This window comes from Pseudomonas psychrophila (genome assembly GCF_001043005.1).
GTDB lineage: Bacteria > Pseudomonadota > Gammaproteobacteria > Pseudomonadales > Pseudomonadaceae > Aquipseudomonas > Aquipseudomonas psychrophila.
In genome coordinates, this window is the sequence record NZ_JYKZ01000003.1 from 175,351 (window position 1) to 195,051 (window position 19,701).

Here is a 19,701-nt window from a genome sequence, read left to right on the forward strand (position 1 = left end):
GGTTATGCATTTTTAGTAAAGAGAGCATTGCCACAGCGTGAACAAAAAGAAGCCGAGGGTTCGTGGTTGTTCTTCTTGCAGGTGGGGCAGTCGTGCTTGAGCTGTTCGCCGCGCATGGCGTTGGCCAGTTCTGCGGTAAAGATGCCAGTGGGCACGGCAATGATCGAGTAGCCCGTGATCATGACCATGGCCGAGATGATTTGCCCCAGTACGGTTTTGGGCACGATGTCACCAAAGCCGACTGTGGTCAGGGTAACGATGGCCCAGTAAATGCTGACCGGGATGCTGGTAAAACCGTTTTCCGGGCCTTCGACCACGTACATCAGGCTGCCAAACACCGTCACCAGAGTCGAGACGCTGACCAGAAACACGATGATCTTTTGCTTGCTGCCACGCAGGGCCGAGAGCAGGTAGTTGGCCTGGCTCAGGTAGGGTCGCAGTTTGAGGATGCGGAAAATACGCAGCATGCGGATGATACGAATGATCAGCAGGTACTGCGCGTCGCTGTAATAGATCGCCAGAATCCCCGGCACGATGGCCAGCAAATCCACCAGCCCGTAAAAACTGAACGCGTAACGCAGCGGTTTGGGTGAGCAGTACAGGCGCAGGCCATACTCGATGGCAAATACAAAGGTAAAGCCCCACTCGATATAGGCCAGCAGGTTGGCGTAGTCGCGGTGAATGCTGTTGATGCTGTCGAGCACCACCACCACCAGGCTGCACATGATGATCAGCAGCAGCGCGGTATCAAAACGTCGGCCCGCGGGGGTGTCGGCCTGGAAGACCATGACGTACAGGCGTTGACGCCAATCCTTGTTATCCATGCAGGTTGCTCGATGCCCAAATGTCAGAAGGTTCGAGTATTAACGCTCAATGCGCAACCTGCATTGTTCTTCTGCATCGGGCGCCTGGGGGCTGAGTATCCGAATGCTGGCATGCACCAGCCAGCAACTGAGAATAAACGGTGCGGTTAATGGCGCCAGCCCCAGGGCGATAAATCCGGGTGTGAGCAACAGGGTGACGATGATGCCGACCAGTGGAAGCCAGGGCCGCCGTCGTTGCTGGCTCAGGGCCAATGCGGCGAGTGCCGGGTTATAACCCGCCAGACCGCTCAATGCGCCAGCCGTATCCTGTTGATACAGGCCGAATGCCAGACCCGCCAAAGACCCCGTGATGGCCCAGAGTGCTGCCCGCGTGCTGCTCAGCCACACGCCGAGAACAATCAGCAGCCCGGCAATTGGATGCTGCAACAGCATGACTTGGGCTACGCCTTTGAACAGGCCTTGTATCAGCGTCAGGCTGTTGACGGTCTGATCGTGGTTCAAGGCAGTGGCAGAGGCGTTGTTGACGTGCAGCAAAATCCAGCCAATAGCCACGAACGGCGCGGTATAGGCCATCAGGCTTTGCCCGTGGGCGGCGCGTTTTAACCATTGGTGGACGAGCATGGTGCTCAACCCGGCGCTCGCGATAATCAGCAAGGGCAGCAGGGCCGACCATTCCAGTTGGTGGCTCAATAGCAACCCCAGCAAGATGCCGTTGTAACTGTAGATACCTGCCTGGCGTTCGGCTTTGGGGTAGTCGCGGCGTTGCGCGGTAAGGAGCCCCGCAACACCGCCCAGCAAGGCGCCACCGAGCAGGGTGGGCGCACTGAGCAAAATCGCCAGCAGGCACATCACCCCGCACAGTGGATGGCGTTGAAGGAAGATTTGGCTGAAACCGGCGCACAGGGCAGTCGCCCAGTCGGGACAGGGATGTGAGCTCATGGTGATGGCTACGCAGTGTGGCGGTTGGAACCCGTAAACCCTGTAGAAACTATGTGTGGGAGCGAGCCTGCTCGCGAACGTCCTTCGCGAGCAGGCTCACTCCCACGACTGAAGTTTCTCTGCAGAAGTCGTGCAGATTACTTGTCGCGAATCGAGAAGTTGGCCATGTGTTCCAGACCTTTGATCAGCGCCGAGTGGTCCCAGTTGCTGCCACCGATGGCGGCGCAGGTGCTGAACACTTGCTGGGCGTTGGCGGTGTTGGGCAGGTTGATCCCCAGTTCGCGGGCGCCCGCCAGGGCCAGGTTGAGGTCCTTCTGGTGCAGGCTGATGCGGAAACCCGGATCAAAGGTGCCCTTGATCATGCGCTCGCCGTGGACTTCAAGGATTTTTGACGAAGCAAACCCCCCCATCAGTGCTTCGCGAACCTTGGCCGGGTCAGCCCCGTTTTTTGCGGCAAACACCAGCGCTTCTGCCACTGCCTGAATGTTCAGGGCAACGATGATCTGGTTCGCTACCTTGGCGGTTTGACCGTCACCATTGCCGCCGACCAGGGTGATGTTTTTACCCATGCTCTGGAGCAGGGGCAGGGCGCGGGCGAAGGTTTTTTCGTCACCGCCGACCATGATGCTCAGGCTGCCGGCCTTGGCGCCGACTTCACCGCCAGACACTGGCGCGTCCAGGTACTGCGCGCCCTTGGCGTTGATTTTTTCAGCGAAGGCTTTGGTTGCTGTCGGCGAGATCGAGCTCATGTCGATCACGACCTTGTTCGGGCTCAGACCTGCCGCGATACCGTCTTCACGGAACAGTACGTCTTCGACCTGAGGGGTGTCCGGCACCATCACGATGATGAACTCGGCTTCCTGGGCGACTTCACGAGGGCTGGCCAGGGCGATTGCGCCGGCGGCGACCAGATCGGCCGGTGCGGCGCCGTGATGGGTCGATAGAAACAGGCTGTGCCCGGCCTTTTGCAAGTTGCTGGCCATAGGCGAACCCATGATGCCTGTGCCGATAAATCCGATTTTAGCCATGACAAATCCTCTTGTTTTTCTTAAGGCGATTCAGAGTAGGTGGGCTGATGTGGGAGCGGGCTTGCTCGCGAGGGGAGCGCTGTGGAGTGACAGGTACACCGCGTCGTTGCCATCGCGAGCAAGCCCGCTCCCACAGAGTTACACCGCGTTATGGGTCTTGAGCCACGCCAGACCGGCTTCGGTGCTGGTCAGTGGCTTGTATTCGCAACCCACCCAGCCCTGATAGCCAATGCGGTCCAGGTGATCGAACAGGAAGCGGTAGTTGATTTCGCCGGTACCCGGTTCGTGGCGGCCGGGGTTGTCGGCCAGCTGGATATGGTTGATCTGCGGCAGATGGGTTTGCATGGTGCGGGCCAGATCGCCCTCCATGATTTGCATGTGGTAGATGTCGTATTGCAGGAACAGGTTGGCGCTACCGACCTTGTCCTGAATGGCCAGGGCCTGCTTCGTGTTGTTCAGGTAAAAGCCGGGAATGTCGAGGGTGTTGATCGACTCCATCACCAGCTTGATGCCCACCGCTTGCAGCTTGTCGGCGGCGTACTTGAGGTTGCTGACGAAGGTTTTTTCGATCAGGGCCTCGTCTGCGCCTTGTGGGCGAATCCCCGCCAGACAGTTGATCTGGTCGTTGCCCAGTACTTGGGCGTAAGCAATGGCGAGGTCGACCCCGGCACGGAACTCCTCAACCCGATCCGGGTGGCAGGCAATCCCGCGTTCGCCCTTGGCCCAATCACCGGCCGGCAGGTTGAACAGCACTTGGGTCAGCTTGTTGGCATCGAGCTGCGCCTTGATCTCGGCAGAGCTGTAGTCGTAAGGGAACAGGTATTCAACGCCATGGAAACCAGCGTTGGCAGCCGCTTGAAAACGGACAAGGAAATCCTGTTCGGTGAACAGCATGGACAGGTTGGCGGCAAAACGCGGCATGGTGAACTCCTGCAAATAGGTGGCCCCTCTCCCTGAGAGAGGGGCAGTCAATTAATCCAGCATCGAAATGGCGGTCGGTGCATCGTTACCCACCAGCGCCAAGTCTTCAAATTCATTCACGGCGTTAATTTCGGTGCCCATCGAAATGTTGGTCACGCGCTCCAGGATGATTTCCACCATCACGGGCACACGGAACTCCTTGATCAGCTCCTGGGCCTTGCGCAGTGCAGGCTGGATTTCACTGGGTTCGAACACGCGCAAGGCCTTGCAGCCCAGGCCTTGAACGACGGCCACGTGGTCTACGCCATAACCGTTGAGCTCGGGTGCGTTGAGGTTGTCGAAAGCCAACTGCACGCAGTAGTCCATTTCGAAACCGCGTTGCGCCTGACGAATCAGCCCAAGGTAGGAGTTGTTTACCACTACGTGGATATACGGCAGGTTGAACTGTGCGCCCACCGCCAGTTCTTCGATCATGAACTGGAAGTCATAGTCACCGGACAGCGCTACGACGTTGCGGGTCGGGTCGGCCTTGACCACGCCCAGCGCTGCAGGAATGGTCCAGCCCAGTGGGCCGGCCTGGCCGCAGTTGATCCAGTGACGCGGCTTGTAAACGTGCAGGAACTGCGCGCCGGCGATCTGCGACAAGCCGATGGTGCTGACGTAGCACGTGTCTTTGCCGAACACCTGGTTCATCTCTTCGTACACGCGCTGGGGCTTGACCGGCACGTTGTCGAAGTGAGTCTTACGCTGCATCGTGGCTTTGCGTTGCTGACAGTCTTGCAGCCAGGCGCTGCGGTTTTTCAGCTTGCCGGCGGCTTTCCATTCGCGGGCCACTTCGAGGAATACCTTGAGCGCGGAACCTGCGTCGGAAACGATGCCCAGATCCGGGTTGAAGACGCGGCCGATCTGGGTGGGCTCGATATCAACGTGTATGAACTTGCGACCTTCGGTGTAAACGTCGACCGAGCCGGTGTGGCGGTTGGCCCAGCGGTTGCCGATGCCCAGTACCACGTCGGACTTGAGCAGGGTGGCGTTGCCGTAACGGTGGGACGTTTGCAGGCCGACCATGCCCACCATCAGCGGGTGATCGTCAGCAATCGTGCCCCAGCCCATCAGCGTCGGTATGACCGGGATGCCGGTCAACTCGGCGAACTCCACCAGCAGATCACTGGCGTCAGCGTTGATCACGCCTCCGCCGCTGACCAGCAGCGGACGTTCGGCCTGATCGAGCAAGGCCAGGGCTTTTTCGGCCTGGAGCCGGGTTGCCGATGGTTTGGCCAGTGGCAGCGGTTCGTAGGCATCGATGTCGAATTCAATCTCGGCCATTTGCACGTCGAACGGCAAGTCGATCAGCACGGGACCTGGGCGGCCGGAGCGCATTTCGTAAAAGGCTTTCTGGAAGGCGTAGGGCACCTGGCCCGGCTCCATCACGGTGGTCGACCACTTGGTGACGGGTTTGACGATGGTGGTGATGTCGACGGCCTGGAAGTCTTCTTTATGCATCCGTGCCCGTGGTGCTTGGCCGGTGATGCACAGAATAGGGATCGAGTCGGCTGAGGCACTGTAGAGGCCCGTCACCATGTCGGTGCCTGCCGGGCCGGAAGTGCCGATGCACACGCCAATATTGCCGGCCTTGGTGCGGGTGTAACCCTCGGCCATGTGCGAGGCGCCTTCTACGTGGCGAGCAAGGACGTGATCGATGCCACCGACCTTTTGCAGGGCCGAGTACAACGGGTTGATGGCGGCACCCGGGATACCGAATGCGGTATCGACACCTTCGCGACGCATCACCAGAACGGCGGCTTCGATTGCTCTCATTTTGCTCATTTTTTGTGCCTCTTACGTTTTGTAATTGTATACAAGTGGCTGTTGAGCGAGTGTATTCATCCTCCGGCGTGCAGGTCAATGGCTTTTGTTGATTCAGTGATTGATGGCTCTGGAGCCCTGCATTCTGGTCTTTGGTTTGATTTTTGATTTAATGCCCAATAAAAATTGTATACAAAACAGATTTGTATTGTGTTCTATTGGCTGTATTGAATGCGCCTGAAAAAACGCGCGAAAGGCTTTCCATAACAAGATAAGGACGGCAACCATGAGTGCTTTAACCTTGAAAGTCGCTTTAGAACTTACTGCTCAGGCCTTGAGCACAGGGCGCCAGATCAGCGCGGCACCGTTAACGGTGGCGGTGCTCGACTGTGGCGGGCATCTGTTGGCGCTGCAGCGCGAGGATGGTGCGAGCTTGCTGCGCCCCAGCATCGCGATTGGCAAAGCCTGGGGCGCGATTGCCCTGGGCAAGGGCTCGCGTTTGCTGGCGCTGGACGCACAGCAGCGCCCGGCGTTTTATGCCGCCCTTAACGGGATGGGGCAGAGCGACGTGGTGCCAGCGCCGGGTGGGGTGTTGATCCGTGATGAGTCGGGGCAGGTGATCGGTGCGATCGGCATCAGCGGCGACACCTCGGATATCGACGAGCAGTGCGCGATCAACGCGGTCGAGGCACTGGGCTTGAGGGCGGATGCGGGGGTGGTGGTCTAAACGCTTTCGCGAGCAGGCTCGCTCCCACATTTGAAAGGCCATGGTGGGAACGAGCCTGCTCGCGTAGACATTCCTCTAGATACATCATGCTAAAAAACTACCCATCTGAGTCGTACTTACATGGCTAGCCTTTTCATGAACTCACTCTGAAAGGGCAAAGGAATGCCATCTCTGGCTGCTTCACACCGTCTGCGCACAGGCCGCTTCTCTGAAAAAAATAGAATGTACCTGCTGAGCACCAATACGCTCTGTAGAGAACCCATCTTCAATGATTTTGCTTTGGGCCGATTGGTTGTCGCACAATTTCGCGTTGCACAAGACCAGGGTTTTGCTGACTCACTGGCTTGGGTCGTCATGCCCGATCACTTTCATTGGTTGATCGAGTTGCGCCGGGGGACGCTCAGCGGATTGATGCAAAGAACCAAGTCCTTGAGCACCAAAGCGGTGAGCCTGTCCATCGATCGCAAAATCAGTCTTTGGCAGAATGGCTTTCATGATCGGGCATTAAGGCGTGAGGAGGATCTAGTGAAGTTAGCTCGTTATGTTGTTGCCAACCCATTGCGGGCAGGGCTTGTTGAGAAGCTGGGTGACTATCCGTTGTGGGATGCTATCTGGATTTGACCGCGTTGCAGCTTTCGCGAGCAGGCTCGCTCCCACAATGGCTGATCAAGGGTGGGAGCGAGCCTGCTCGCGAAGGCCCCGGCTCGGTCTACCGGTCTGGAGTACAGACCTTGAGCACCAGCCGGATAATGGTCTGGGTCGCGGCCCGGATGCTCCCGCATGGCTGATCAAGGGTGGGAGCGAGCCTGCTCGCGAAGGCCCCAGCTCGGTCTACCGGTCTGGAGTACAACCCTTGAGCACCAGCCGGATGATGGTCTGGGTCGCGGCTTCGTAGTCGCTGTCTTCGAGTTTGGCCTTGCCGGTGATGGCGGTGATCTGCCAGTCAAAGTCGGCGTAGGTCTGGGTCGCCGCCCAGATGCTGAACATCAGGTGATGGGGGTCGATCGGGGCAATCTGGCCACGGTCGATCCAGATCTGGATGCAGTCGATGTTGTGCTTGGCCTGGACGTTGAGCTGTTCGACCTGTTTTTCGCTCAGGTGCGGGGCGCCGTGCATGATCTCGCTGGCAAACACCTTGGAGGCAAACGGCAAGTCGCGGGAAATGAGGATTTTTGAGCGGATGTAGTTGCTCAGCACTTCGTTCGGTTCGCCATCGGCATTGAACGGTGTCGAAGCCCGCAGAATCGGGTCGATAATGCTCTCAAGTACCTCGCGATAGAGGTTTTCCTTGGATTTGAAGTAGTAGTAGACGTTGGGCTTGGGCACGCCTGCCTTGGCCGCGATATCGCTGGTTTTGCTGGCGGCGAAACCCTTGTCAGCGAACTCTTCGCTGGCGGCACGCAAAATCAGTTCTTTATTACGCTCGCGGATACTGCTCATAAACCCGATATGTCCTTGCCTGCTGGGGCGGTCGGGCATGGTAGCACCGGGCTTGCAAGTGGCTCAAGATTGCAGCTTTCGGGCTGGCACGCGCTATGCTTGTGGCCATTCAATCTTAAAGGACGTTTTTCTATGGCTGGCAGTAGCTTGCTGATGTTGCTCGACGATATCGCCGCTGTACTCGATGACGTCGCACTGATGACCAAAGTGGCCGCCAAAAAAACCGCCGGGGTGCTGGGCGACGACCTTGCGCTTAATGCCCAGCAGGTCTCTGGCGTGCGGGCTGACCGGGAGTTACCGGTGGTGTGGGCCGTGGCCAAGGGCTCGTTTCGCAACAAGCTGATCCTGGTTCCCGCAGCACTGGCCATCAGCGCATTTGCGCCGTGGGCGGTCACGCCGCTGTTGATGGTGGGCGGTGCTTATCTGTGTTTCGAGGGCTTCGAGAAGCTCGCTCACACCTTTATGCACAGCAAGGCCGACGCCCAGGGCGAACGTCAGGCGCTGCATGACACATTGGCCGGTACTGACGTCGATCTGGCGGCGTTTGAAAAGGACAAGGTCAAGGGTGCCGTGCGCACGGACTTCATCTTGTCAGCCGAAATCATCGCCATCACCCTGGGGATCGTGTCCGAGTCACCGCTGATGCAGCAAGTGGTGGTGTTGTCGGGGATCGCCATTGTGATGACCATCGGGGTGTATGGCCTGGTAGGGGGTATCGTCAAACTCGACGACGCTGGCCTGTACTTGAGCAAGAAGACCGGCGAAGGCGTGTGGCCCCGTTTTCAGCGCAGTTTCGGTCGCGGGGTGCTGAACACGGCCCCTTACATGATGAAAAGCCTGTCGGTGATTGGCACGGCGGCGATGTTCATGGTCGGCGGCGGCATCCTGACCCACGGCGTACCGGCGCTGCATCATTGGGTTGAAGGCGTGGCGCAAAGCAGCGCGCAATGGCTGGGCGTGGTCTCGGCAATCGTGCCGACTTTGCTCAACGCCGTGGCCGGCATTATTGCCGGCGCGGTGGTGTTGGCGGTGGTGTCTGGTGTGAGCAAGGTCTGGCGCGCGGTCAAAAGCTAAGCTGTCAGGTCGCTACGGCACGCGGTGAGGTGCTGTCCTGCAGCAGGCGATAACCCAGAACGGCAAACAGCAGCATGGCGCCCCCGGCCGCCAGCGACACTGTGAACCCGGTCTGGGGGCCGTAGGCGTCAATTACCCAGCCGCCAACGACTGCGCCCAGGGCAACTCCCATGCCCAGACCGGTAATCATCCAGGTCAGTCCTTCGGTCAGTTTGGCGGGCGGGACTATGTTTTCCACCAGACCCATCGCAGTAATCAGGGTAGGGGCGAAAAACAGCCCGGCGAACAACATTCCCACGGCCAGCGTGGCGATGCTGTCGACCCACATCAGCGGCACCATGGTGATCGCAGTGGCCAGCGCGCCCAGCACAAACAATTTTGGCAGTGGCATGTTCAACTTGAGTGTGCCGAACACCAGCCCGGCGACGCACGAACCCAGGGCATACACCGACAGCACAATGCTTGCAGCGGCGGGTTGGCCCTGATGTTGAGCGAAGGCCACGCTGACCACGTCCACAGTCCCCACAATCGTTCCCAGGCCCAGCAGAGCCATGAGCAAAATCAGCACGGCGCCCTGACGCAATACGCTGCCGCCGTGTTCGCTGCTGCGTGGGTGTACCGGTGGTTCGGTTTTGCGTTGCAGCACAAATGCGGTAACGCCGATAGCCAGCAGGATGGCAGCGACCAGTGGCCCGGCTTGCGGAAACAGCGCCACGCTCAGCCCCACGGAAATCGGCGGGCCGACAATAAAACTCACCTCATCAAGTACTGACTCGAACGAGAACGCCGTGTGCAGTTTGGGGGAGCCGCGATACAGCTCGGTCCAGCGTGCCCGCACCATGGCCGGCATGCTCGGGATGCAGCCCGACAACGCAGCGAACACAAACAGTGTCCAGTCAGGCGCCGCAAAATGGCTACACAGCAACAAGGCCAGCATGGCGCTAACGCCAACGGCAGTGACGCCGGGTAATACCCGGCTTTGACCGTAACGGTCGACCCAGCGCGAGATTTGCGGGGCCAACAAGGCCATGGCCAGGGCAAAGGTGGCTGCGACGGCGCCGGCTAACCAATAGGAGCCGTGCAGTTGTGCAAGCATCGTGATGATGCCGATGCCGACCATGGAAATCGGCATCCGTGCGATCAGCCCCGCGCCACTGAAAGCCTTGGTGCCAGGGGTACTGAAAATCTCGCGGTAAGGGTTAGACATACAAGCTCCGGAACGGTATTGGGGGCGCTTACGTAGCAGCTGCCGCAGGCTGCGTCCGGCGACGCAGTCGACGTAAAACCAGTGAATGCGGTTCTTCAGGAAAACGGCATTCACTGATTTTACGGTTGCTTCGCAACCGGACCCAGCCTTCGGCAGCGGCTACGGGAAATGTGTAATTGCCGAATGTCACATACGTGGCGTATGTAGAAATATACGCATACATGGCGTATGTCAATTAACATACGCCGTGTATCCCAAAAAAAGGTGGCAGACATGGCGCCCAAAGCGCGGTCGCAAATGATCGAAGAAACCCGTGGCAAGCTGATTGAAGCAGCACGGCTGGCTTTCGGTACGGTGGGCTATGCCCAGACCTCGATGGATGAGTTGACGGCTTCGGTGGGCTTGACGCGCGGCGCGTTGTATCACCATTTCGGTGACAAGAAGGGGTTGTTTCAAGCGGTGGCCCAGCAAATCGACGCCGAGCTGGATGCGCAGCTGGCGCAGGTGCTTGAGCTAGCCGAAAGCCAGTGGCAAGGGTTTCAGGATCAGTGCCGGCTGTATCTGGAGATGGCCCTGCAAATCGAAGTGCAGCGCATTTTGTTGCGTGATGCGCCCTCGGTGCTGGGGTCGCAATACGTGCAGAACACTCAGTCAGTGTGCTGCCTGTCCATGGCGGCGATGCTGCAAGGCTTGATGGACACCCACGTGATTCAACGCACCGATCCCGAGGCGTTGGCACGCCTGATCCAGGGCGGCTTGATGGATGCATCGTTCTGGATTGCCGAGGCTGACAACCCGCCGCAGCGTCTGGCGGCTGCGCTGGACAGCCTTGACCTGATGTTGCGGGGTTTGTTGCAGGTGCCTCAGGCGCGCTGACGCGACTGAGGCCCAGGCATCAGAAGTGGTACTTGACCAGCAGGCTTGCAGTGTCCTGGTTGGTTTTGAATGAACCGCTGTCTTCGATACCGTATTTGTTTTTCCAGTAGTCGTACTCAACACCTACGTACAACTGCTTGGCGCCCCAGCTCAACGCCTTGCCCAGGTCATATTTGATCTGTGGGTTGAAGTGCAGGTTGGCGTGGTAGGTGCCGCGGGAATTCTGGTCGTTGTCGACCACCCAGTCCATGTAGCCGTCGATCAGCACATCGGAATTGCCCACGGGCAGGGTGTAGGACCACACCGGGGTGATCTGCCAGACGCCTTTGCCAGCACGGTTGCCTTCAGGGAAACGCTGGTAGAAGTTCAACTGGAAGTAGTCAAAGCCCGGCACGTTCAGGTCGAAACCCGGGCCGATCAGGTAGGCCTCGGTGTCGCCTTCGCCAAACTCGTAAGTCATGGCCAGCAGTACGTCTTTGATCGGGCCAAACTCAAACTTCTGGTCGAAGATTTTGCCGAACGACAAGCGTGGGGTGAATTCGCCGTAATAGGTGTTCGGGCCAACGTTACCGTCTTCTTTACCGTTATAGAAAATACGGTCGAGGAAGAAAAAGTTATCGCCGTACTTCCAGCTGTCAGCGTGCTCGAAGGTGAGGGTTTGCTGAATCTTTGGATTGACCTGGAAGTCTTTGCCATACAAGTAAGTCAGGCTGTTGGTTTGCCATTGCAGCAGGTCGCCGGCGACTGCCGGAGCCCCGCCCAACATGCTCCCCGCAAGCATCAGGCTGGTAAGAGTGCGCTTCATTCGGTTAGCTCCAAAAAAGTAAAAAGGTGTGCAGTAGTGAGAACGTGGCGCTCTGTTTTGGCGCCTTGGTCCGTCTTTATAAAACTTGCCCTTACGGTCAGCTTTATTGTTTAAAGCAAGTACGGGGCCATACCTGTTTGGGGGCCAAAAGAATCCCCCGGCAGTCATCTGACAATCGCGTGAAAGGTGATTGATACAGGCACTAAACCTTTGATTTAAAGGCATTAAGTTGGCTTTGAAGTCAGCTTTAAAACAGCACTCGCGTTTGAGCGGCCGCGGAGAATACTGGCTCAGACGTTTGCACTCAAGCGCTCTGTTATCACCCGGGTCGAGCGATAACAGAGCGTGCACAGCCTTTAACTTAGAAGTGGACTTTGATCAGGGCACTGGCCGTGTTCTGGTTGGTGTCCAGGCGGCTGCTGCTTTCGATGCCGTACTTGTCTTTCCAGTAACTGTATTCAATCCCCACATACAGCTGTTTCTCACCCAGGTTCAGGGCTTTGCCCAGGTCATATTTGATCTGAGGGTTGAAGTGCAGGTTGGCGTGATAGGTGCCGCGTGAGTTCTGGTCGTTGTCGACCACCCAGTCCATGTAGCCATCGATCAGCAGGTTGGAGCGCCCCAAGGGGATGGTGTAGGAAAACGACGGAGTGATCTGCCAGACCCCGGTGCCAGGGCGTGGCCCCTCGGTATGGCGACGGTAGAAATTAAGGGTGAAGTAGTTAAAACCCGGCACTGCCAGATCAAAGCCCGGGCCGATCAGATACGCTTCGCTGTCACCTTCGCCGTACTCATAAGTCATGGCCAGCAACACGTCCTTGATAGGGCCGTACTCAAGCTTCTGGTCGAAGATCTTGCCAAACGACAGGCGTGGGCTGAACTCGCCGTAGTAGGTGTGCGGGCCTTTGTTGGGGTCATCCTTGCCGTTGTAGAAAATGCGGTCGACAAACAGGAAGTTGTCACCGTATTTCCACTTGTCGGCATGCTCGAAGGTGACGGTTTGCTGGATCGAGGGGTTGATCGCGAAATTCTTGCCGTAGAGGTAAGTCAGGCTGTTGGTTTGCCACAAAAACAGATCACCTGCCAGGGCCTGACCGGCAGCCAAAAACCCACCCGCGAGCGTGACGCCCCAGTGTTTGCAGTTCATGGGTAACTCCTTTTTTATTGTTGTTTTCTTAACCAGAAGCGGGTGAATCTGTGGGAGCGAGCCTGCTCGCGATGGCATCAATGCGGACGTTCAGAAATACCGCATCGTTTGCATCGCGAGCAGGCTCGCTCCCACAAGGGGGGTAGTCGGATCAGTGCTGATGCACGTGCCCGCTCATGGCTGCGCGCTCGGCGCCGCCTAGTACGTTGAACATCAAGTTCAGGCAGACCGCGCTGACGGCGGCCATGGCGATGCCGCTGTGGGTGATGGGGTCCATCCACAGTGGCAGGTGGGCGAAGAACTCGGGGCGTACCACCGGGATCAGGCCCATGCCGATGCTCACAGCCACCAGCAATTGATTGCGGCGGTCGGCAATGTCGGCTTCCTGGAGAATCTTGATCCCTGTGGCCGCGACCATGCCGAACATGGCGATGGCGGCGCCGCCCAATACCGCAGGCGGAATGGAGGCCACCAGATACGCGGCCTTTGGCAGCAGGCTCAGGGTGATCAAAAATACACCGGCCATGATCGTCACCGAGCGGCAACGTACGCCGGTCATTTGCACCAGACCAATGTTCTGGGCGAATGAGGAATGGGTGAAAGTGTTGAAGAAACCGGCAATAAACGACGCCCCGGCATCACACAGCAAGCCACGACGCAGCATGCGTGGAGTGACTTCCTGATCGGTGATTTTGCCCAGCGCCAGGAACATTCCGGTGGACTCGACAAAGATGATCACCACCACCAGGCACATCGAAAGGATCGGGGCCAGGTGAAACTCAGGCATGCCGAAGTGCAGCGGGGTGACGATCTGGAACCAGGGAGTGTTGTCCAGGCCGGAGAGGTCGACCATGCCAATGGCGCCTGACAGTACATAGCCCAGGGCCATGCCGATCAATACCGAAATGTTGACCCAAAAGCCACGCATGAAGCGGTTGATCAGCAGGATGGTTCCCAGCACCAGTGCAGCAATGGCCAGATACGTCGGGGAACCGAACTGCGCAGCAGTACTGCCACCACCGGCCCAGTTGACGGCAACGGGGAACAGGGACAAACCGATCGAAGTAATCACGGTGCCGGTGACCAGCGGTGGAAAGAAACGAACCACCTTGGACATGAACGGCGCAATGATCATCCCGAAAAAGCCTGCAGCGATGGTGGCGCCGAAAATCCCGGTCAGGCCGATACCCGGCATCCCGGCCATAGCCACCATGCTGCCGACGGCGGCAAAACTGGCCCCCATCATGACCGGCATGCGAATACCCATGGGGCCGATACCCATCGATTGCACGATGGTGGCGACACCCGCTACCAGCAGGTCAGCGTTGATCAAAAAGGCGATTTCTTCCCGACTCAGGCCTGCGGCTTGTCCGATGATCAACGGCACTGCAACCGCGCCGCCGTACATCAGCAGTACATGCTGCAAACCGACCAGGATCAGTTGCAGCATGGGTAGCCGCGCCAGCGGGGGCGGCGCGGTTATGGCGGGTATGCGCGGTTCGGATAAATCGGACATGCAACACCTCGGTCATTTTTTATTGTTGTGAGCTAGTGGTGTGTTCATGCGGTCGCAGCATGGCTGCGACCGCATAGCGCGTGCGTCAGTTGGTCTGGGCTCCTGCACTGATCCAGGCGCCGACCAGATCACGTTCCTGCTGGGTCATCTGGGTGATGTTGCCCAACGGCATGATCGGGGTGGCGACGGCCTGGGCCTGTATGCGGGGAGCCATGAGCTTGATCTGTTGCGCGGTGTCGAACATCACGCCTGCCGGGGCCGCACTGAACAGCGGGCTGGTGGGGGTGGCGGAATGACAAACCGTGCAGCGCTCCTGAATCACTACATGGACTTTTTCGAAGTCAACGCTGGCCACTGGTGCTGCGGGTGTTGCAGGTGCTGCGGGTGCAGACGGTGGAGCATCCTGCGCCCTGACACCGCCCAGAGCGGTTTCCGGGAGCGGTTGGTATTTGATTACCTTGGCTGTTTCAGGTGCAGTCGACACCGGCTTTGGACCGGTGACGTACGCCAGGCAGATCATGCCCAGTGCCGCGACAGGCAGTGTCCAGGCATATTTGTGGCTGTCGTGACGGGTGTTGAAGTAGTGACGCACCAACACCGCGAACACCGCAATCCCGGCCAGGATCAGCCAGTTGTACTGGCTGCCGTAAGTGCTCGGGAAGTGGTTGCTGATCATGATGAACAGCACCGGCAAGGTGAAGTAGTTGTTGTGACGCGAACGCAGCAGGCCTTTGGCCGGCAACGCCGGGTCGGGTGTGCGGCCTTCCTTGATCGCGGCGACCAGAGCGCGTTGCGCGGGCATGATGGTGCGGAACACGTTACCGACCATGATGGTGCCGATAATGGCGCCCACGTGCAGGTATGCACCGCGCCCGCTGAACACCTTGCTCAGGCCGAACGCTGCCGCAACCAGCAACACAAACAGGACGAAGCCGAGCAACGCCGGGCGTTTGCCCAGGGCGGAGTCGCACAGAAAGTCATAAATGAACCAGCCGGCAATCAGCGAACCGATACCGATGGCAACGGCTTCTGGACCGCTCAGGCTGGAGCCTGGAGCAATCAGGTACAGCGCGGGGTTGAAGTAGAAGACCAGGCAGAGCAGGGCGATGCCTGACATCCAGGTGAAATAGGCTTCCCATTTAAACCAGTGCAGGTTTTCCGGCATGGTGGGAGGAGCCAACTTGTATTTTTCGAGGTGGTAAATGCCGCCGCCGTGAATCGCCCATAGATCGCCGGCCAGGCCATCCTTGGGGTTGGCCCGGTTGAGGTTGTTCTCCAGCCAGACGAAATAAAACGATGCGCCGATCCAGGCCACACCCGTGATCATATGAATCCAGCGCACGCTCAGATTCAGCCATTCCATTAGATGTGCTTCCACAGTCTTTACCTCTTGCCCGTCACTCTTTTATGAGTGTTGGACCTTCTCTTATTGGTGGGGGGCGAGGAACAACAACTGATCCTCTTTGAAGAAATGCTCATCGCAGTTATTGCCTGTGCCACTGCGATCAACCACCAGGAAGTCATCCCGCTTTTCGATCGTCAGCACCGGATGGTGCCAAACGCCGCGATGGTAATTAATGCCCTGCCTGCCATTACTGACAAAGGCGCGGACCAAGCCTGATACAGGTTCATCGCCAACTGGCGCGACCACGATCAGAAAGGGGTTGCCGAGCAGCGGTATAAAAGCCTGGCTGCCCAGCGGATGGCGCTCCAGCATGCGTACGGTAAACGGCATGTCCTGCGCTTGGGCGCGGAAAATGCTGATGATCGCCTTGTCTTCTGGCGTAGCCGTTTCGACCTCTGCCAGACGGTGAAAGCGCATGGTCGAACCGTTATTGATCATGAAGTGGTCGCTGCCATCGGTTTCGATTACGTCACCGAAAGGGGCGAAGGCTTCTTTGGTCAGCGGTTCAATCATCAATGTGCGCATGGTGGTCTTCTTATTCGGGTTTCTGTGGTGTCAGTTTTTGTCGCTATCGCGGGCAAGCCCGCTCCCACCGGGTGAATGCATTTCAAATGTGGGAGCGGGCCTGCCCGCGATGGGTTCAGCGCTTATTTGGCGACTTTACCCAGTACGCGAATGCGGCTTACACCACCGTCCGGGAACAGGTTCAGGCGAATATGAGTAATGGGGCCGAGGTTTTTGAGTTGCTCGCTGTAGGTGTGCTCAGCGTGCATCTCCATTTTTTGGCTCGGCAGCAGCTCACGCCAGAACAGCGACTGGGTTTCGATCTGGCTGTCGGTACCGCCCTTGACGAACGCGCCCTGGATCGAGCAGCTGTCCGGGTAGTTGCCTTTGAAGTGCAGGGTATCAACGATGATTTTTTCAATCTCGCCGGCATGGCCCAGAGCCACGATGACCCAGTCATTGCCCGGAGTACGACGGCGTGCGGTTTCCCAACCGTCGCCCATGTTGATGCCGCGACCCGGGTTAAGGATGTTGCTCATGCGCCCGAAGTGTTCGTCGGAGCAGGCCAGGGCGCGGCCGCCATTCAAGGCAGCTGCCAGGTCGATCTGCTCGTTGTCGCCCACCGCCGACCAGTCACGGAACGGCACGCCATACACACGCAGACGTGCTACGCCGCCATCCGGGTAGATGTTGAAGCGCAGGTGGCTGAAGGCCTGGTCATTGCTGATTTCGTGGTAGTGATGGCTGTTGCCTTGCAGCTCGACAGCCGACAGCACTTCAACCCACTGGGTGTTTTCGTTGGGTTCGCCCGAGGCCAGGAAACAGGCTTCCAGCGAGGCAGACGGCGGAAAGTTGCCGGTGAAGAATGAAGTGTCGATGTCCACACCCTTGATCGAGCCCGGAACGCCAAGGCGGATCACTGCGCTGTCATAGCCTTCGAAGCGCTTGCGACGGGACTCCCAGCCGTCCATCCACTTGCCGTTGTCATCGAAAACGCCCTCCTTCCATACGGCCGGGGTAGGCTGGAACAGGCGGTTGGCGTCGGCGAACCAGTCATCGGTGACCGAAACGATTTTGGTGCCCAGGCGGGCATCGGCCAGGTTGACGAACTTCTCGAAAGGTACGGCGTAAGCTTTCATTCTTCTTGTCTGCCTTTAAATAAGTGGCTGGAGATGCGTCATCGGCAGGTGCCGATTCGGCTTAGAGCTGGAGTAATCGGAACAGGGCAATCTTGTTGATTTCTGCCAACGCGCATTTGAACTCGACGTCTGCCGGGTTATGGATGCGGGTCTCGAACGCGGCGAGGATCTGGTGCCGGTCGCTGCCTTTTACCGCCATGATGAAGGGAAACTTGAACTTGGCTTTGTAGGCCTCGTTCAGCTCGGTGAAGCGTTGAAACTCTTCGGCCGTGCATTGGTGAATACCGGCGCCAGCTTGTTCATGGGTGCTGGCTTCGGTGAGTTGGCCCTGGACGGCTGCTTTGCCGGCCAGGTCCGGGTGAGCATTGATCAGTGCCAGCTGGCTGGCGTGATCGGCGCTCAACAACAGGTCACTCATGCGCTGGTGCAGGGTTTCGATTTGATCGACGCTGCTGTCCAGGCCCAGGTCATAAGCTTTTTCGGCTACCCAGGGCGAGTGTTCGTAGATATCGGCAAAGGCTGCCACGAACGCTTCACGGCTCAGTTGTGAAGGCTTGAGGGTCTTGAAGGCGCTCATTTGGCTGTCTCTGCAACAAAAGGGTGGGTGGCGTGCCAGTGGCGGGCGATGTCCACCCGGCGGGTGAACCAGACCTGTTCATGACCCTTGGCGTATTCAATGAAGCGCTTGAGGGCGGCGAGACGCGCAGGGCGGCCAATGAGGCGGCAATGCAGGCCGATGGATAGCATTTTCGGCGACTCTGCGCCTTCGGCGTACAGCACATCGAAAGCATCCTTGAGGTACTGGAAGAATTGCTCGCCGGTGTTGAAACCCTGCACCTGGGTGAATCGCATGTCATTGGTGTCCAGGGTGTAAGGGATCACCAGATGCGGCTTGCCGGTAGGGTTGTTGGGCTCCCAGTAAGGCAGGTCGTCGTCATAGGTGTCGCAGTCGTACAGGAAACCGCCTTCTTCCATCACCAGGCGCCGTGTATTGGGGCCGGTGCGTCCGGTGTACCAACCCAGCGGGCGTTCACCGCTGATGTCGGTGAGGATGCGGATGGCTTCGAGCATGTGTTCACGCTCAAGGGCTTCATCCATGTACTGGTAGTCGATCCAGCGATACCCGTGGCTGCAAATCTCATGCCCGGCGGCCACCATGGCGCGGATCACATCCGGATGGCGCTGGGCGGCCATCGCGACTGCAAATACAGTCAGCGGGATATCAAACTCGCGAAACAGCTTGAGTACACGCCATACGCCTGCGCGGCTGCCGTACTCGTAGAGAGACTCCATGCTCATGTTGCGCTCGCCTTGCAGCGGCTGCGCCGAGACCATTTCGGACAGGAAAGCTTCAGACTCCTTGTCGCCGTGGAGAATGTTGCGCTCGCCGCCTTCTTCGTAGTTGAGTACGAAAGACAGGGCGATACGGGCGTTGTCCGGCCAATGCGGATGCGGGGGGTTGGGACCGTAACCAATCAGGTCGCGTGGGTAGTCAGCGCTCACTACAGTCTTCCTTATTGTTCGTGTTAACAGTCGATTGGCCAGACCTGGCGTCACTGCGATGGCCTGATTGTATACAACTTTATAATCTATTTGTAACCCTGATTTTATCTATTTCTACCATGCTTCGCGCCTCAAGGGTACTTGCAAGAAACCTGCCTGATTGGTCAGCTTATGGATAAGAAGTCTGCTAACCCTGCGGCTTTGACAGTAAATACCGTGCAGGCGGCGTGGCTCAAGGGTTGGCTGAAATTGTGCTTTTTAATTGTGTACAATTTTTTTGATAAATGTCTTAATCGTGTTCTCGCTGATGCTTTTGGTGCGCCAAAGGGGTGCAGTGGCCATTTTTTTACCGATTCGGGAGGTCGCACAATCTATGGGACGTTTGACTACGCACGTTTTGGATGCCGCACATGGCTGTCCGGGCAGCTCGATCAAGGTCGAGCTGTATCGGGTTGAAGGTTCGGGGCTGGAGTTGGTCGCTACAGCACTGACCAACAGCGATGGCCGGTGCGACGCGCCGCTGCTGGAAGGGGATACGTACCGTTCGGGGGTTTACCAGGTGCAGTTCAGTGCCGGTGACTACTACCGCGCAAAGGGTGTGAAATTGCCTGAGCCGGCGTTCCTGGACGTTGTGGTGCTGCGTTTCGGGATCAGTTCGGAGCAGGATCACTACCATGTACCGCTACTGATTTCGCCCTACAGCTACTCGACCTATCGCGGTAGCTAGAAGCTTTCGATCTGCGCATGTGGTTATTTGCCCGCTCACACTGCGGGCTTTTTTTTGCCTGTCTATACATGACCTGTGGGAGCGGGCTTGCTCGCGATGGCATCGACGCGGTC

Annotated in this window: 20 protein-coding genes; 5 read left to right on the top strand and 15 right to left on the bottom strand. The window is 58.1% G+C overall.

What is annotated here, in order from left to right:
• Positions 1-2 precede the first annotated feature (2 nt).
• From TU76_RS09915 to gcl, 5 genes are all read right to left on the bottom strand, one after another.
• The gene (locus tag TU76_RS09915) at positions 3-824 is read right to left on the bottom strand and encodes an ion transporter (protein ID WP_019828880.1); all 822 of its coding nucleotides are present in this window, start codon (positions 822-824) and stop codon (positions 3-5) included.
• A gap of 39 nt (positions 825-863) precedes the next feature.
• On the bottom strand, positions 864-1,763 hold the full coding sequence (locus TU76_RS09920) for an urea transporter (RefSeq protein WP_048351567.1): 900 nt from the start codon (positions 1,761-1,763) through the stop codon (positions 864-866).
• Positions 1,764-1,900: 137 nt separating this feature from the next.
• Positions 1,901-2,791 (bottom strand): 2-hydroxy-3-oxopropionate reductase, encoded by an 891-nt coding sequence (locus tag TU76_RS09925; RefSeq protein WP_046809691.1) that lies wholly within the window; start codon positions 2,789-2,791, stop codon positions 1,901-1,903.
• Between the two features lie 138 nt (positions 2,792-2,929).
• Positions 2,930-3,712 (bottom strand): hydroxypyruvate isomerase, encoded by a 783-nt coding sequence (gene hyi, locus TU76_RS09930; protein WP_048351568.1) that lies wholly within the window; start codon positions 3,710-3,712, stop codon positions 2,930-2,932.
• A 51-nt stretch (positions 3,713-3,763) separates the two neighbouring features.
• Complete coding sequence (gene gcl / locus TU76_RS09935) at positions 3,764-5,539, bottom strand: glyoxylate carboligase (RefSeq protein ID WP_048351569.1); 1,776 nt, start codon at positions 5,537-5,539, stop codon at positions 3,764-3,766.
• A gap of 265 nt (positions 5,540-5,804) precedes the next feature.
• Here gcl and TU76_RS09940 point away from each other — a divergent pair, with 265 nt between their 5' ends.
• Both TU76_RS09940 and TU76_RS09945 read left to right on the top strand, forming a co-directional pair.
• A complete protein-coding gene (locus tag TU76_RS09940) occupies positions 5,805-6,245 on the top strand; it encodes a GlcG/HbpS family heme-binding protein (RefSeq protein WP_048351570.1) in 441 nt (146 codons plus the stop codon).
• Between the two features lie 162 nt (positions 6,246-6,407).
• Positions 6,408-6,866 carry an REP-associated tyrosine transposase gene (locus TU76_RS09945; RefSeq protein ID WP_048351571.1) on the top strand — a complete coding sequence of 153 codons (459 nt, stop codon included), beginning with the start codon at positions 6,408-6,410 and terminating at the stop codon, positions 6,864-6,866.
• A gap of 210 nt (positions 6,867-7,076) precedes the next feature.
• Here TU76_RS09945 and TU76_RS09950 read toward each other — a convergent pair whose 3' ends face one another.
• Positions 7,077-7,685: a TetR/AcrR family transcriptional regulator gene (locus tag TU76_RS09950; protein ID WP_046809288.1), complete on the bottom strand. Its 609-nt coding sequence runs from the start codon at positions 7,683-7,685 to the stop codon at positions 7,077-7,079.
• Between the two features lie 132 nt (positions 7,686-7,817).
• Here TU76_RS09950 and TU76_RS09955 point away from each other — a divergent pair, with 132 nt between their 5' ends.
• Positions 7,818-8,759 (top strand): DUF808 domain-containing protein, encoded by a 942-nt coding sequence (locus TU76_RS09955; RefSeq protein ID WP_048351572.1) that lies wholly within the window; start codon positions 7,818-7,820, stop codon positions 8,757-8,759.
• A 4-nt stretch (positions 8,760-8,763) separates the two neighbouring features.
• On the opposite strand, the gene TU76_RS09960 is transcribed toward TU76_RS09955, so the two are convergent.
• A complete protein-coding gene (locus TU76_RS09960; protein WP_048351573.1) occupies positions 8,764-9,966 on the bottom strand; it encodes an MFS transporter in 1,203 nt (400 codons plus the stop codon).
• Between the two features lie 273 nt (positions 9,967-10,239).
• On the opposite strand from TU76_RS09960, the gene TU76_RS09965 reads away from it, so the two are divergent.
• A complete protein-coding gene (locus TU76_RS09965; RefSeq protein ID WP_019826628.1) occupies positions 10,240-10,842 on the top strand; it encodes a TetR/AcrR family transcriptional regulator in 603 nt (200 codons plus the stop codon).
• Between the two features lie 19 nt (positions 10,843-10,861).
• On the opposite strand, the gene TU76_RS09970 is transcribed toward TU76_RS09965, so the two are convergent.
• The 8 genes from TU76_RS09970 to puuE form a co-directional block, all read right to left on the bottom strand.
• Positions 10,862-11,647, bottom strand: coding sequence for an outer membrane protein OmpK (locus TU76_RS09970; protein ID WP_019826626.1), 786 nt, complete (start codon positions 11,645-11,647; stop codon positions 10,862-10,864).
• Between the two features lie 361 nt (positions 11,648-12,008).
• On the bottom strand, positions 12,009-12,794 hold the full coding sequence (locus TU76_RS09975) for an outer membrane protein OmpK (RefSeq protein ID WP_019826624.1): 786 nt from the start codon (positions 12,792-12,794) through the stop codon (positions 12,009-12,011).
• 151 nt (positions 12,795-12,945) lie between these two features.
• On the bottom strand, positions 12,946-14,310 hold the full coding sequence (locus tag TU76_RS09980; RefSeq protein ID WP_037032474.1) for a nucleobase:cation symporter-2 family protein: 1,365 nt from the start codon (positions 14,308-14,310) through the stop codon (positions 12,946-12,948).
• Between the two features lie 85 nt (positions 14,311-14,395).
• Entirely contained in the window at positions 14,396-15,688 is a 1,293-nt protein-coding gene (locus TU76_RS09985; RefSeq protein WP_048351574.1) for a urate hydroxylase PuuD, read from the bottom strand.
• 48 nt (positions 15,689-15,736) lie between these two features.
• Positions 15,737-16,240 carry an ureidoglycolate lyase gene (locus TU76_RS09990; protein ID WP_019826617.1) on the bottom strand — a complete coding sequence of 168 codons (504 nt, stop codon included), beginning with the start codon at positions 16,238-16,240 and terminating at the stop codon, positions 15,737-15,739.
• A gap of 122 nt (positions 16,241-16,362) precedes the next feature.
• Positions 16,363-17,358 (bottom strand): allantoicase, encoded by a 996-nt coding sequence (gene alc, locus TU76_RS09995; RefSeq protein ID WP_019826615.1) that lies wholly within the window; start codon positions 17,356-17,358, stop codon positions 16,363-16,365.
• Positions 17,359-17,419: 61 nt separating this feature from the next.
• The gene (uraD, locus tag TU76_RS10000) at positions 17,420-17,935 is read right to left on the bottom strand and encodes a 2-oxo-4-hydroxy-4-carboxy-5-ureidoimidazoline decarboxylase (protein WP_019826613.1); all 516 of its coding nucleotides are present in this window, start codon (positions 17,933-17,935) and stop codon (positions 17,420-17,422) included.
• The gene (puuE, locus tag TU76_RS10005) at positions 17,932-18,861 is read right to left on the bottom strand and encodes an allantoinase PuuE (RefSeq protein WP_019826611.1); all 930 of its coding nucleotides are present in this window, start codon (positions 18,859-18,861) and stop codon (positions 17,932-17,934) included. The genes uraD and puuE overlap by 4 nt, the downstream gene beginning before the upstream one ends.
• Before the next feature lie 373 nt (positions 18,862-19,234).
• Between puuE and uraH the strand changes: the two genes are divergently transcribed.
• Positions 19,235-19,588: a hydroxyisourate hydrolase gene (gene uraH / locus TU76_RS10010; RefSeq protein WP_019826609.1), complete on the top strand. Its 354-nt coding sequence runs from the start codon at positions 19,235-19,237 to the stop codon at positions 19,586-19,588.
• Positions 19,589-19,701: the final 113 nt, after the last annotated feature.

Excerpts from the sequence above, each read along its gene's own strand:
- hyi (WP_048351568.1), bottom strand. The coding sequence starts at position 3,712 with ATGCCGCGTTTTGCCGCCAACCTGTCCATGCTGTTCACCGAACAGGAT.
- TU76_RS09960 (WP_048351573.1), bottom strand. The coding sequence starts at position 9,966 with ATGTCTAACCCTTACCGCGAGATTTTCAGTACCCCTGGCACCAAGGCT.
- uraH (WP_019826609.1), top strand. The coding sequence starts at position 19,235 with ATGGGACGTTTGACTACGCACGTTTTGGATGCCGCACATGGCTGTCCG.
- TU76_RS09955 (WP_048351572.1), top strand. The coding sequence starts at position 7,818 with ATGGCTGGCAGTAGCTTGCTGATGTTGCTCGACGATATCGCCGCTGTA.
- TU76_RS09915 (WP_019828880.1), bottom strand. The coding sequence starts at position 824 with ATGGATAACAAGGATTGGCGTCAACGCCTGTACGTCATGGTCTTCCAG.
- TU76_RS09920 (WP_048351567.1), bottom strand. The coding sequence starts at position 1,763 with ATGAGCTCACATCCCTGTCCCGACTGGGCGACTGCCCTGTGCGCCGGT.
- TU76_RS09965 (WP_019826628.1), top strand. The coding sequence starts at position 10,240 with ATGGCGCCCAAAGCGCGGTCGCAAATGATCGAAGAAACCCGTGGCAAG.
- TU76_RS09980 (WP_037032474.1), bottom strand. The coding sequence starts at position 14,310 with ATGTCCGATTTATCCGAACCGCGCATACCCGCCATAACCGCGCCGCCC.
- TU76_RS09990 (WP_019826617.1), bottom strand. The coding sequence starts at position 16,240 with ATGCGCACATTGATGATTGAACCGCTGACCAAAGAAGCCTTCGCCCCT.
- TU76_RS09970 (WP_019826626.1), bottom strand. The coding sequence starts at position 11,647 with ATGAAGCGCACTCTTACCAGCCTGATGCTTGCGGGGAGCATGTTGGGC.
- TU76_RS09950 (WP_046809288.1), bottom strand. The coding sequence starts at position 7,685 with ATGAGCAGTATCCGCGAGCGTAATAAAGAACTGATTTTGCGTGCCGCC.
- gcl (WP_048351569.1), bottom strand. The coding sequence starts at position 5,539 with ATGAGCAAAATGAGAGCAATCGAAGCCGCCGTTCTGGTGATGCGTCGC.
- TU76_RS09945 (WP_048351571.1), top strand. The coding sequence starts at position 6,408 with ATGCCATCTCTGGCTGCTTCACACCGTCTGCGCACAGGCCGCTTCTCT.
- TU76_RS09975 (WP_019826624.1), bottom strand. The coding sequence starts at position 12,794 with ATGAACTGCAAACACTGGGGCGTCACGCTCGCGGGTGGGTTTTTGGCT.
- alc (WP_019826615.1), bottom strand. The coding sequence starts at position 17,358 with ATGAAAGCTTACGCCGTACCTTTCGAGAAGTTCGTCAACCTGGCCGAT.
- TU76_RS09925 (WP_046809691.1), bottom strand. The coding sequence starts at position 2,791 with ATGGCTAAAATCGGATTTATCGGCACAGGCATCATGGGTTCGCCTATG.
- uraD (WP_019826613.1), bottom strand. The coding sequence starts at position 17,935 with ATGAGCGCCTTCAAGACCCTCAAGCCTTCACAACTGAGCCGTGAAGCG.
- TU76_RS09940 (WP_048351570.1), top strand. The coding sequence starts at position 5,805 with ATGAGTGCTTTAACCTTGAAAGTCGCTTTAGAACTTACTGCTCAGGCC.